General features: G+C 53.2%; 11 protein-coding genes. 7 read left to right on the plus strand and 4 right to left on the minus strand.

Annotated features, from left to right (window positions below; translation table 11 throughout):
- Positions 1–189: 189 nt before the first annotated feature.
- The gene (locus tag ACOJWD_RS12715; protein WP_486993606.1) at positions 190–633 is read left to right on the plus strand and encodes a hypothetical protein; all 444 of its coding nucleotides are present in this window, start codon (positions 190–192) and stop codon (positions 631–633) included.
- Positions 634–1,051: 418 nt separating this feature from the next.
- Here the strand turns inward: ACOJWD_RS12715 and ACOJWD_RS12720 are convergent, their stop codons facing one another.
- Positions 1,052–2,521 (minus strand): amidase, encoded by a 1,470-nt coding sequence (locus tag ACOJWD_RS12720; protein ID WP_486993607.1) that lies wholly within the window; start codon positions 2,519–2,521, stop codon positions 1,052–1,054.
- A 60-nt stretch (positions 2,522–2,581) separates the two neighbouring features.
- A complete protein-coding gene (locus ACOJWD_RS12725) occupies positions 2,582–3,487 on the minus strand; it encodes a LysR substrate-binding domain-containing protein (RefSeq protein ID WP_486993608.1) in 906 nt (301 codons plus the stop codon).
- A gap of 105 nt (positions 3,488–3,592) precedes the next feature.
- Between ACOJWD_RS12725 and selD the strand changes: the two genes are divergently transcribed.
- The gene (gene selD / locus ACOJWD_RS12730) at positions 3,593–4,630 is read left to right on the plus strand and encodes a selenide, water dikinase SelD (protein WP_486993609.1); all 1,038 of its coding nucleotides are present in this window, start codon (positions 3,593–3,595) and stop codon (positions 4,628–4,630) included.
- Between the two features lie 25 nt (positions 4,631–4,655).
- A complete protein-coding gene (locus ACOJWD_RS12735) occupies positions 4,656–5,711 on the plus strand; it encodes a permease (RefSeq protein ID WP_486993610.1) in 1,056 nt (351 codons plus the stop codon).
- A gap of 306 nt (positions 5,712–6,017) precedes the next feature.
- Here the strand turns inward: ACOJWD_RS12735 and ACOJWD_RS12740 are convergent, their stop codons facing one another.
- A complete protein-coding gene (locus tag ACOJWD_RS12740) occupies positions 6,018–6,368 on the minus strand; it encodes a hypothetical protein (protein ID WP_486993611.1) in 351 nt (116 codons plus the stop codon).
- Positions 6,369–6,412: 44 nt separating this feature from the next.
- Positions 6,413–7,324, minus strand: a complete 912-nt coding sequence (locus tag ACOJWD_RS12745) for a LysR substrate-binding domain-containing protein (protein ID WP_486993612.1) — start codon at positions 7,322–7,324, stop codon at positions 6,413–6,415.
- 114 nt (positions 7,325–7,438) lie between these two features.
- On the opposite strand from ACOJWD_RS12745, the gene ACOJWD_RS12750 reads away from it, so the two are divergent.
- From ACOJWD_RS12750 to ACOJWD_RS12765, 4 genes are all read left to right on the plus strand, one after another.
- On the plus strand, positions 7,439–10,303 hold the full coding sequence (locus ACOJWD_RS12750) for a molybdopterin-dependent oxidoreductase (protein ID WP_486993613.1): 2,865 nt from the start codon (positions 7,439–7,441) through the stop codon (positions 10,301–10,303).
- Between the two features lie 5 nt (positions 10,304–10,308).
- Entirely contained in the window at positions 10,309–10,971 is a 663-nt protein-coding gene (locus ACOJWD_RS12755) for a 4Fe-4S dicluster domain-containing protein (protein ID WP_486993614.1), read from the plus strand.
- 2 nt (positions 10,972–10,973) lie between these two features.
- The gene (locus ACOJWD_RS12760) at positions 10,974–11,975 is read left to right on the plus strand and encodes a dimethyl sulfoxide reductase anchor subunit family protein (RefSeq protein ID WP_486993615.1); all 1,002 of its coding nucleotides are present in this window, start codon (positions 10,974–10,976) and stop codon (positions 11,973–11,975) included.
- Positions 11,965–12,842 (plus strand): glycosyltransferase family protein (locus ACOJWD_RS12765; RefSeq protein ID WP_486993616.1); only part of this gene is annotated, 878 nt, incomplete at its 3' end. The genes ACOJWD_RS12760 and ACOJWD_RS12765, both read left to right, overlap by 11 nt.

Genomic DNA, 12,842 nt, shown 5'->3' on the forward strand with positions numbered 1-12,842 from the left:
CCGAATCGACCATGGCTAGCATGAAACAGGCCCGAAACGATCGCATGTTACCCGTGCGGAAGATCGTATCCGAGTTTGGCAACACCACAGAAATGGTTGAGCCGCTCCGAAACAAGGACTTCTTGGACCCGCACGTAAGGGATACCGAACCCAACGCTTTAGACAGAGTCATCGACGAGACGAAGAGTCTTGGGTGGACCGAATTTATTGCCATGGTATACCGGCAGTACCCCCATCGCTACACAGCCACGCTACACCTACTTAAATTTGGTTCAACTGGCCAGTGAGGAAGCATCTTTCGCCGACCTGACGGGGATGCCGCTCGGCAGTGGCTCGAGCGCATTGCGCAATGGCACGGCGGGGGCCTACCAGTGGGGCGAATTGGCTGGTACCCAGGCGGAAATCGCGTGGAACCAAGGGCGCCTAGAGGACAGCCAACACTACACCGACACGGCGGTGCAGTGCCTGGACGACGTGATGGCAGCGCTTCTGGGGTTCGCAGACGACACTCTCCGAGTCGCGATTGTGATTAAAGCGATCGACATGGCGTCCCGGGCGACCTCGCGGTCTGTGAATCTATTGAATGCGACGATCCGGCGCTTCCGGGCACTCAACGCCAGCCACTTATACTGAAACATTAATTTTTGCCGTTGGAGTCCACTTGAGGCTACCTTATCAATGAGTGCACGTCTTGGCCCCCCTTAGCGACTTTCGTCAGGGGGGGCAGGCGTTGCGGATCGCATAATAATATGAGTTACGCCATCCACGGGTCCGAATCTTCCCTACACTCAGACCCCCGGGCGGTTCGTCCTCTTGCAAGCGTGTAGAGCATGACATGGGATGACTCAAATGACAGCTTCACCGTCATTGAAACTGGCCGGCAAGAGTTCTCATATCACTAGTGGCTATTTCTCGGATTGGAATCGAGCGGCCGGGTGAGGCTTTCCTCATAGAATCCTCGGCCACTTTTTGAAGAATGATCGCCGCGCTGATGCGCGCTCGTGGTGTGGATGTGCCGTTCTGGGCACGTCGACTCCTGCACTAGGGATAGCTAGTCCGACTCGATATTCGGGGCAATGCGATATTGAGTGCCTTGTTCAAAGGCATAGGCCATTCGAATCAGTTTTGACTCTTCGAATGATCGTGCCGTGAACGTAAGCCCTACTGGTTCACCATCATCGGTGTATCCCATGGGCACAGTAATAGAAGGATAGCCCGCTCGCGCGGCAATGGCGGCACCCTGAGTTGCCACGAAAACCAGCGCATCGAGTCGGTGATCATTCATGGCGCGATCAATGCCGTCTGCGGTCGCGAGTTTGAGGTCGCGAGTTCGCGCGCGAATGTATTCTGGTTCTGTCAGGGTGCCGGAGGTTGCTTCGGCTTTTTCCATCTGAACCTGACCGAACTGGAGGCATCGGTCGGCATTCCCTTGATTAAACTCCATAACCTCTCTCAAGGTATGTACTGGGGTGCGATCTCCAAGCCATGATAGGTAGGCATTGAGGGTGGCCTTAAATTCATACACGAGCACCGTATAGTCGCTCTGTTCTTTCCCCGATGGTATTTCTACCGGATCGACAACGCTCGCACCCAGGCGTCTTAAATCTGTAATTGCTCTGTGCAATAGCTGTGTTTGAGATGCAGTCAGCGAATCGGTAAATTCTTCTTGAGGCACCCCGAGACGCATCCCGCGTAGTCCATCCTCACGTAACTCAGTGGTATAGTCGACTTGGGCACGACCTTCCGACGATCCGGTCGCAGGATCTCTCGGATCATAGCCAGTGAGGGCGCCCAGGGCCGTGGCAGCATCGTATACCGTGCGCGCCATAGGTCCGGCGGTATCTTGGCTCTGAGAAATTGGCACAATGCCAAATCGGCTGATGAGTCCCACGGTAGGCTTGATTCCAACCAACGAATGCTGACTTGAGGGGCTCAAAATGGAGCCCGACGTCTCAGTGCCAATTGCGAGTGTTGCGAGACCCTGAGCAATGGCCGCGCCCGATCCGGAACTAGACCCCCCGGTATCGATCCGACCTGGACCGTAGGGGTTTTTGACTTGGCCACCGCGAGAACTATAGCCATTGGGCATGTTTTCCGTCATGAAGTTGGCCCATTCGGTTAAATTGGTCTTCCCGAGAATGATTGCCCCTTGCGCGCGCAGGCGTTCGACTAAATAGGCATCGCTGGGAGCATAGACAGATGCTAGCGCTAACGACCCGGCACTGGTATGCATTTTATCGCCGGTCGCGATGTTGTCTTTAATGAGGATGGGGATGCCATGAAGTGGACCGCGGGCTCCTCGTAGCTGGCGCTCCTGGTCCAGTGCTTGGGCTATTTGGTAGGCATCGGGATTGACCTCTATCACGCTATTTAGGGTGGGACCGGAACGATCATAGCGGGCTATCCTTTCTAGATAGAGTAATACCAGTTGAGCGGATGTCAGTGTTCCTTGATCTAACGCGGACTGAATGTCTTTGAGGCTGGCATTTAAGAGCGATTTCATGGTGAGGGGAGAATTCACGGTAAAACCTCCTAAGTAGGGAACGATATGGTATAGGATACCGGGAAAACAGGATGGTGCCTAGGAGGGAATTTCCTGCCGCAGTCGCATGGATGCATAACGCAAAAAGGCGCGTGTTGATGCGTCGTGTGCAATGCGCTCCGGATCGTAGATACAATAAAAGGGACGGGTGAGGGAAAATCCGCGAATCGCCACCGGCTCACAGGCGACGAGGTCACGGCGATAGAGTAGTTCGCGAGACACAAAGCCAGCCCCGAGTCCCGATTCCACGGCATCAATTAGGGCAGATCCGGTTTCTACTTCTAGCACCACATGCTTGGGCAATGGCCATCCCCGCTCGAATAAGGCGCGTGAGATTGCTTGCTGTGTGCCAGAACCTGCACTTCTCATGACGAATGGAAGGGTGATGAGAATATCCCAAGGTAGAGGATAATGTAAATTTGGCAAAAATCCATGGCGCGGTACGAGAAGCACGATTTCGTCTTCACCAATGGTCAGGGAAGCCAGCGACGATGAGAGGGGCTTTTGCCCCATAAATCCAATGCCCGACTCTCCTGCTTGAATGGATTGCTCTACTGCGGCGGAGTTCATCTCCGCAAGACGAAGGTGAATTCCTGGGTTGGCATTTAAGAAGTCGGACATCCAGCGAGTGACCAATCGAGCGGCCGGACTGCTACTGGTCGAAATCGTCAGCGTCCCAATGATGGATTGGTTTGAGCCGGCTTGTAGACGGAGATGGCGATACCGTTTCAACATCTCATCAGCAAAATCGAGAAAAAGAAATCCAAACGGCGTGAGGGTGATTGGGAAGATCGTCCGATCAATGAGGGGAGCGCCCATTTCCTCTTCCAGTGCCTTTATCCTGCGGCTGGCGGTGGGTTGGCTCACAGCGACGGCGCGCGCTGCCTCAGTGATGCTTTGCCGCTCCGCCACAGCCCAAAAGAGTTCTAAGTCGTCGATAGTCATTTGATCCCTCCACAGCGCACTGGTTATTCATATTTTACATGACAATTGCGGAGTAAAGCGAGGTTACCTATGTTTAAATTACATACCGTGATGAGGAGGGATCGTATGGAACGCCGTTTGACGGAAATGACCAGTAAATCGGGGTGAGGCTGTAAGTTGGGTCCAGAGGATCTGGATGCTATTTTAACCCGGTTGCCTAAACAGCTCATTCGCGATCCTCGAGTCCTGGTGGGGAACGAGAGTCACGACGATGCTGGTGTCTTTCAATTAAATCAAGACACCGCGCTGGTACAAACGGTCGACTTCTTCACTCCCGTTGTAGATGATCCCTATCTATTTGGAAAAATCGCGGCTGTGAATTCACTGTCCGATGTGTACGCAATGGGAGGGACGCCATTAACCGCGCTCAACCTTTTGGCCACTCCGGCTGACACCCTCAGTCCAGAGATTGTGGCAGAAATGCTGCAGGGAGGGCAAGATGCGATGCGAGAGGCGGGAACCGCTATCATTGGCGGACACTCCATTGACGATCCCGAACCCAAAATGGGCTACGCCGTAACGGGGATAATTCATCCCGATCATATATGGCGGAATGATACGGCCCGAGTCGGAGAACGGCTCTTTTTGACCAAGCCTATTGGCACGGGAGTTGTGGTGAAAGCGATTAAAGACGGGCGAGCCAGTGACGACATTATCGCGGCGGCGATTGAGATGATGAGTACGTCGAATCGATTGGCTAAGGAGGCAATCGCAGCGGTTGGGGATCCAGGGGCCTGTACTGATGTTACCGGATTTGGACTCCTAGGACATGTTTTAGAAATGGCGCTAGGGTCCCACGTCAGAATTCATCTATCTGTGGATGAGGTGCCGATTCTTCCCGGTGCGTTAGACATGGCGAGGGCAGATGCCTTTCCGCAAGGGAGTCGACGTAATTGGTCTTATGTTGAGCCGCATGTGCTGTTGAGGAATCGAGCTAAGGGCCCGCTGGAGGCGTTGCTGGCCGATGCCGTGACCTCAGGTGGATTGCTTTTCACCGCGTCGCCGGCAATGAAAGATGCGCTTGATGAGAGTTTTAAAGAGCGCGGCGTACCGCTCTTCCCCATTGGACTTGTCGTGGAAGGAGAGGTGGCGCTAGAGATTTAAACGACCGAAAGTGAGGGAAAAAGGAATGCAAATGCCGCTGCCGGAGGGAACGAAGTCCTCCTTGCGCACACGATGGGCGGTGGCCATTTTTGTGGCTATTGCCGTCCTGGGGGTGTTTTATGCCAAGTGGGAACCGTACTACTTTAAAGCGTTCAGTGCCGCTATCCACCACAGCATTGGTACTTCTATTTTAACTGGTACCCATGCTGCCGCACCAAAAGTTGGCTGGGCCGCAGCTTGGAGTTATACCACAAGTTACATCAAGGATATTTGGATTGCGTACATTGTGGGGTTGTTGATGGGAGCGGGTGTACAAACATTGCTGCCAGCGGCATGGCTATTTCAAGTCTTGGGACGAATGAGCGCACGGAGCCGGACATTGGCCATGGCCGCTGCCATCCCCTCGATGATGTGCACATGCTGTAGTTCACCGATTGCGGTAAGCATGAAGAAACAAAAACTATCTACTGGAGCGACCCTCGCCTATTGGTTGGGGAATCCGGTCTTGAATCCCGCGACCATCATTTTTATGGGGTTTGTATTGGGGTGGAATTGGGCGTTTTTGCGGATTTTCATGGGCTTGGTATTGGTGATTGGCGCCTCGTGGTTGGGAGACCGGTGGATTGACCGGGGAAAAGCTCCGATCACTCAAGACATCACACCGCCGGTTAACGAATCACCTAGCTTCGGGCGCTTTTTTCGGGTATTGGGACAATTGTCGATACGGCTCATTCCTGAGTATCTGATTATTGTCATGGTATTGGGGGCAGTGCGTGCCTGGATTTTTCCATCGATGTCTCCTGCCATTGGGCATAGCTTGTGGTTGATGTTATTGGTCGCGGTGGTAGGCACTCTGTTTGTCATCCCGACTGCCGGAGAAATACCCATCGTACAAACTCTGATGAGTTACGGCATGGGATTAGGTGCAGCGGGGACGCTGATGATGGCTCTTCCCGCCATCAGTTTACCGTCTATGGCCATGGTAAGCCAAGAAATTGCCAAGAAAGATATGGTGAAGATCGCGGCCATGGTGGCCGTGGCATCGCTTCTCACGGGATTTTTAGCCATGTGGCTACTATAGATAAATGGGTGGCTAGGTTGATTGATTGATTGGGGAAAGTGCCCGCTGGTCGGGCACTTTTTTTGTGGCATCCGGATTCTTGGTTGATCACACGCTTTTGACATTCCGCGATAGGAACCGCTGTCGGTGGTTCGGAACCATGGTTGTAATTAAGGCTTTTAGTACTAGCGGTGGGTCGGCGTGAGTCGGGGCCTCCGATTCGTCACGCAGGCCTTCTTATAGTGATCTAAGGCACCCAAGTCACCCTCCACGGAGATTTGGCGCAAAAAGAGTGTAGCACCCACCGTACAACTGGTCGGGCTCTATCTATTTAACGACGGGGAGTCGAAACTTTTCTTCAATAAACCATTCGAAAAAACCCATCGCAAGAGCCATCAACACTGTGAGTACTAAGAGAGAATGGGGCGAAAAGAGGGGAATGAGTCGATGCAGGGTCATCGTCAATACCGACAGTGTGGCAATGAAACTTTCCATCCCCTTGCCTAGCGGAGGGAATGACACAGGGGGCAAATCTAATAGTAATAGGTGACTTAACACAATGAGGAGGACGACGGCTCCCAGAGGGTGCCATGCCATCGGCCTCGGATCGATGAGGTCCATGGCCACGAACAGCATCAATCCCACCGCAAACGCCCTCAGAAGGCTTCGTTGAACCATTAGTACCACCGTCCTGAGTGGTAGGTTTTCCTGCGAGAGCGCGATTATTCGTGCGGATCCAACACCTCATCCCAGGCGACACTAAAGAGTGTACGGATCAGCCGTTTGGCGACAGGATGCACTAAATCGTGATGATGAACCAAAGAAAAACTACGTTGCAGCGGAAGTTCTTGAATCGACAACGTGTGAAAAAGTGCGCGTTCATGAGGCAATATGGTGTACGGAGAGAGGATGCTATGGCCTATACCTTCCCGAATCATCGCTTTAATCGCTTGCGTGGTACCTAACACAAAGCGGACGTTAAATTCGTCAAGGGAGATGCCCAACTGGTTAAGGGATTGTTCCAAGACCATGCGCGTTCCCGAGCCGGGTTCACGGACGATAAAAGGAAGCGTCATCAGGTCGCGCAGGGTAATGTTCTGATGGTGGGCAAATGGGGTATTTTTCTTGACGACTACTTTAAGATGGTCGTCGAAAAAGGGCCGGGCGATAAGTTCTGGATGACTGACTGGCGCTTCGATGAGACCCATGTCAATGTCTCGGTGGGCGACACGATCAAGCACCTCATGAGAGTTGGCCATGTACACAGCAATGTTTTGCCGGTCAGAAGCGCTATCAATTCGAGCCAGGGCGTGCGGCAATATATACTCGGCAATGGTGAAACTGGCACCGATGGTGAGCTGGGCCGGAGATTCGGTTAAGTGTTCTTGCACACGTTGACGCGAGTCTTCGAGAATGGTTAAGAGATTGGTAATGTGGCGATATACGATTTCCCCGGTATCGGTCAAGCGAACCCCTTGGGACGTGCGAATAAAAAGTTCGGCGCCATAGTCCGCCTCCAGTTGATGAATGTGCTGGCTGACGGCAGATTGCGATAAATTGAGCATTCGCGATGCTTGCGAGATACTGTGATGTTCACTGACTGCCTTGAATGTGCGCCATACCTGTTCGTTCATAAGCTCCTCCATTCAATATTGTGTGTTGCGTAATAAGGAAATGCGCACGCTCACCCTTTCCTTCCAACGGTACCATTATGGTAACGATTTTATGGATGGAGGGAAAGAAATAGTATGGCTAATGCACCTACACGGGTAAGTCCTGCGGAGGAAGTAACCCCAGAGCCACTGCGTAAGGTTCATACCACCTGTTATATGTGCGCGTGTCGGTGCGGCATCGAAGTGACGCTGGAAGGCGACAAAATTCGATTTTTATCAGGAATTCCTGAAAATCCTGTCAATAAAGGGGTATGGTGCGCTAAAGGCGGCGCCGGCATCATGACTCAATATAGTCCGGCGAGGTTAGGACAGCCGCTCATGCGTGAGCCAGGTAGTCCCCGAGGCGAAGGCCGCCTAGTTCCCGTCGATTGGGATACCGCTTTGGCTACGGCGGCGAAATGGTTGGGGGATATTCGTCAAACCGATCCCCGAAAGCTGGCCTACTTTACCGGACGCGATCAGATGCAAACCTTTAACGGGTACTGGGCTCGGCAATTCGGGACACCGAATTGGGCCGCCCACGGTGGATTTTGTTCTGTTAATATGGCAGCCGGCGGAATGTATTCGATAGGAGGAAGCTTTTGGGAATTTGGGTGGCCAGACTTAGAGCATGCGCGATGGTTTATGATGTTTGGCGTGGCTGAAGATCATCCCTCAAATCCACTAAAGTTGGCGATTTCGGGATTGAAAGAACGCGGAGGGCGGTTCATTGTCGTGAATCCTGTGCGAAGCGGTTATGGTGCTTTAGCAGACGAGTGGGTACCCATTCGACCTGGGACCGATGGTGCGCTCATCATGGCCTTTATGCATGTCCTCTGGCGAGAGAAACTCATTGATGAGGAATATTTGAGGCATTGGACCAATGCGCCGGGTTTGGTGATACGTGCGCCGGGAACGGCGCAAGAGGGACTCTTTCATCGCAGCAACGATGGCCAGATGCTGGTGGCTTTAGCGGATGGACAGATTGTACCATTCATGGATGCTAAAGGACGCGGCGTATTAGAGGGACTCTATGAGCATGAGGGGATGGTCCTCGAACCATCTTTTCAAGTATTAAAGAGAGAGATCGAAGCGGCTACGCCTGCTTGGGCATCAGCCATTACCGGGATTCCCAAGCAAACCATTGTGCGGCTAGCACTAGAAATGGGTGAAGTCTCTCAGCATCAGCCCCTATCGTTACCCATTTCATGGGATGATGTATACGGAGAACATCATACAGAAACGGTCGGTCGCCCAGTCGCATTTCATGCTATGCGGGGGCTGGCTGCACATACCAATGGATTTCAGACCATTCGTGGACTTTTCGATATGATGATGCTTCTCGGCACCGTGGACGTGCCCGGGGGGTTTCTCTATAAGAGCCCGTACCCGAAACCGGTACCACCTCCGGTCAAACCGGCACCCAAGGATCAGGACTATCAGCCCAATACTGCGGCCAAGGCTCCGCTACTCGGCTATCCCGTCTCACCGGATGACCTCTTAGTAAGTGGCGATACGCCTATCCGGATTGATGAGGCCTATTCATGGAAATATCCTTTGGCAGCGCACGGGACCATTCAAAATGTGATAGCCAACGCGGTGGCGGGAAATCCCTACCCCATTGATACGCTTATGATCTACATGTCCAATATTGCTTGGAATTCGAGCTGGAATACCCTCAGTACACGCGATATGTTGACGGCGAAAGATGAGATTACCGGAGAATATAAGATTCCTCATACCATCGTATTTGACACCTTTGATTCTGAAACGGTGGCCTATGCGGATATTGTGTTCCCTGACACCACCTATTTAGAACGTTGGGATGCGGCATCACTTCAGGATCGCCCCATTTCAGAACCTGATGGTCCGGCTGACTCGATTCGTCAACCGGCGGTTCCTTGGATGGCGGAGAGTCGACCGAGCGCCAATGTCTTGATTGAACTGGCCAATCGACTGCAACTGCCCGGTTTTGTTGAAGAAGGGGTCGCCAAATATCGTGACTATGCCGACTTCATTCAGTTTTGGGAAACCGAACCCGGGTCTGGAGTTGGCCTTTTAGCCGGATTTCGGGGAGCGGATGGTACCGAGGAGTTTGTCGGTGAACCTAATCCTCATCAACTCGATGCCTATTCCAGTCATAAAGCGTTCTGGAGATTTCACCTTCCCGATCATCATCGCTACTATCGCATGGCGAATCAGAAATATCTCGACTGGGCTCAGAGCGTCAAGTTTATTAGCCATGCAGATCCCATCTTCCTCCATCTCTATTCTGAACCGATGCAAACGTTTCGATTAGCTGGATTGGGACAATGGAATGGTGAGAATCGACCCACAGATTCACGGTTAAAAGCACGCTTGGCAGAGTATTTTAGTCCGGTGCCCATTTGGTACGCTCCTCTGGAAGACCGAGGCGGGGAGGATGAGAAGTATCCGTTGCGAATCATTACCCAGCGTCCCATGACCCAATACCATTCTTGGGGATCGCATAATGCCTGGCTTCGTCAACTGCTCAATGAGAACCCCATCTATGTCAATCCTCAGAAGGCCAGAGAACTCGGGATTGAGGATGGGCAATGGATATGGATGGAATCACGGATCGGACGGATGACGGGGAAGGTGCGCTTTTCTGATGCGGTGGAGCCTGGGACCATTTGGACCTGGAATGCGATTGCAAAGGGCCCTGGATCCTGGGCACTCGATACGGCGAGTCCCGAGGTGCAGCGCGCGGTACTCATTAACCACATTATTCCAGATCGGCTGAGTGGAGCGGATGGGGATGAGTATTTCAACAACGACCCGATTACTGGGCAAGCAGGATGGTACGATGCCCGTGTGCGTATCTATCCATCAGAAGTGCATGAGGTTTGGCCGAAAGTGAGCGCACGCGAGCCAGTGAACAAGGCTCCGGAGATTGTGCATTTGGCGTATAGCAGTGCGAATTCACACCATGAGGAGTGACGACGATGCAACTAACGATTATTACGGATTTGAATAAGTGTGTCGGGTGTAAGAGTTGTCAGGTCTCCTGCAAGGAGCATAATACCTCGGGGGCGTTCGGCCCAGTACCTGACGACATGCCCTATGAGGATCCTGATGGGATGTGGTGGAACCGCATTGTATCGATGGAAAGTGGGGATTACCCCAATACGTCGGTTCTCTATCTGCCGAAAGCCTGTATGCATTGTTATGATGCGCCTTGTGTCCCAGTCTGTCCCACCGGCGCATCGTATAAGCGCGAGGACAATGGGGTGGTCTTAGTTGACTATGATTCCTGTATTGGGTGTCAACTCTGCATGTGGGCCTGCCCATATGGAGTGCGCGAGTTTGATGAGGAAGAAGGCGTGGTCAAAAAATGCACCCTCTGTATTGACCGCATTGAGGATGAGTCTTTGCCGGATCACGAACGGCAGCCGGCGTGTGTGCAAAGTTGTCCAACTCACGCGCGCACGTTTGGAGATCTTGATGATCCCAATTCTGAGGTCGCTAGGCTGGTTCAAGAGCGCCAGGGCTTTGGCCTGCTACCGGAATTAGGGGCGCGGCCTTCAGTGCACTATCTTCCGCGGCGAAACGAACCGTCCCCGATTAGCAAAGATGTCCTCGAAGAGGCATTAAAGGAGCGATATTAACTATGCGTCCTACGGGTCCGCTAATGGTACTGACGATAGGGCAGGGAATTGCTGGGGGGCTTTCGCTGTTGGCCGCTTTGCTCATTTCCATGGGGGGAATCGCGCCAGTTCGCATTGACATTTTAGTACTCTTAGCCTTGGTCGCCGCAGGGACCGGTGGGGTCGCCTCGTTCTTTCACATGCATCAAATTAAGGCGGCCCGTTATGTATTGCGGCGTTTGAAAACCTCCTGGTTGAGCCGCGAAGCGCTCACCACGGGATTGTTTGGGGGAGCGTTGGCCATCTTTGCTGCCTGGAGTATCTTTGTAGGACAGCATGGCGCCCTCTATATCGCTTGGGCATGGATTTCCGTGGCGACGGCACTTCTCGCGATGTGGGTGACGGCGATGCTGTATGCGACCATTCCAGCGATGCTGAGTTGGCATACTCCGATAACTGTGCTTTCGTTTTTGATGGTTGGGATGCTCTCAGGCGCGGGAGTGGGGGCCATCGTCGCACCTTTGGCAAAACCCGAGTTACACGTGGTGGTGTTGGCAATGTTGCTGTGGGCGGTTGCCACCTTGCTGATTAAGTTGTTGCACTGGGGTCACTTTGATCGCGCTCGGCACAATCTTCGTGCAGAAACGGCGACTGGCTTACCTTTTGCCCCATTTCGCCTGCAGGATACCGGCACAACAAAACCTCCGTATCGTACTCAAACCCAAGTATGGCCGGTGATTGTGGAGCGCAAGCGCCAGTTGCTGCGCTGGTTGACGGTCGTCTTTTTGGTGGTGGGCGTCATGGTCTTCTTGGGTCTCATTTTGGTGACCCGAACTAGCATCTGGGGAATTGCAGTCGCGATGACGGCTTTCACGGGGACGATTTTGGAGCGCTGGTTGTTTTTCGCCGAGTCCACTCATAGCTCGCAGGTATTCTTCTTAGACCAACAGAGCGCCCCGTCACGGGTGCCAACGCGTGGGGCCATTCCTCTTCCGATACGGAAGACCACTACCCATGGGCAATAAAGGGCTAAAGAGTCTCGCGTTTTATGGAGCGGTCGATGACATCATGAGCACTTCTAGCTGGGAGGCGCTGATTCAAGCACTGGAGGCGCACGAGATCAAGGCGCAGATGGTCCAGAGGAAATCGCGCCGCGGATTATGGCCGAGAGCGGAGGATCGGTGGGTGGCAGGATCGGAGTGGGAGGGGCCACGACATGGGACCCTTTTGCTGGCCCCATCGGACGAGGAACTGCTACGCGTTCATCAACGCTGGCCCCACCTGCCCGTCGTGGTGGGAGAATCACTCTCGCTTGAGGTCAAATCGGTGCCGAACGTCATTTCGGTCCCGCGTATTGTATCGGAAATCTATTTTCCCGCTGCTAACTTGTCAGATGTGTTTGGTGTGACCGCAAAGTATCATTTGGAAGCCCGACCCCGGATTCTCTATGGTGGGGGTTATACCAATGGAGCGACGTTGACTAAATTGCTGACCGCGGCGAGTCGCATCTTATCCCACGGTGGTGAACTGGTGTTATTGGATAGCTTGATGGTGCGTAGTAGTTGGGCTCCGGTGGTAAGACGGTTGGGCCTTTCAGAGAACGTCGTGTTTGTCGGAGACCTCTCGGAGGGTGAACTGGCAGGTCTGGTAATGGGAGCGGATGCTCTCTGGGTACTGGATACCGTGTCGATTGCGCGCTCATTTCTCTCGGCGGTACTCGCGACGGGTACACCGATTGTGGCTCAGTACAGTGAAGCATTGAACGCCGTGTTGGGTCATGCAGCCCTCTGGGTTTACGAGGATGATCTGGAACTTTGGATCGAAGCGGCAACGCGCGCACTCGTGAGTGAACCGCTGCGAGAAGAGCTATCGCGGCGTGCCATGAGTGTAGC

Source organism: Sulfobacillus sp. TH-112 (genome assembly GCF_057473405.1).

Bases quoted from the DNA above. Each gene is read 5' to 3' on its own strand.
- ACOJWD_RS12760 (WP_486993615.1), top strand. From the start codon at position 10,974: ATGCGTCCTACGGGTCCGCTAATGGTACTGACGATAGGGCAGGGAATT.
- ACOJWD_RS12740 (WP_486993611.1), bottom strand. From the start codon at position 6,368: ATGGTTCAACGAAGCCTTCTGAGGGCGTTTGCGGTGGGATTGATGCTG.
- ACOJWD_RS12750 (WP_486993613.1), top strand. From the start codon at position 7,439: ATGGCTAATGCACCTACACGGGTAAGTCCTGCGGAGGAAGTAACCCCA.
- ACOJWD_RS12755 (WP_486993614.1), top strand. From the start codon at position 10,309: ATGCAACTAACGATTATTACGGATTTGAATAAGTGTGTCGGGTGTAAG.
- ACOJWD_RS12735 (WP_486993610.1), top strand. From the start codon at position 4,656: ATGCAAATGCCGCTGCCGGAGGGAACGAAGTCCTCCTTGCGCACACGA.
- ACOJWD_RS12745 (WP_486993612.1), bottom strand. From the start codon at position 7,324: ATGAACGAACAGGTATGGCGCACATTCAAGGCAGTCAGTGAACATCAC.
- ACOJWD_RS12725 (WP_486993608.1), bottom strand. From the start codon at position 3,487: ATGACTATCGACGACTTAGAACTCTTTTGGGCTGTGGCGGAGCGGCAA.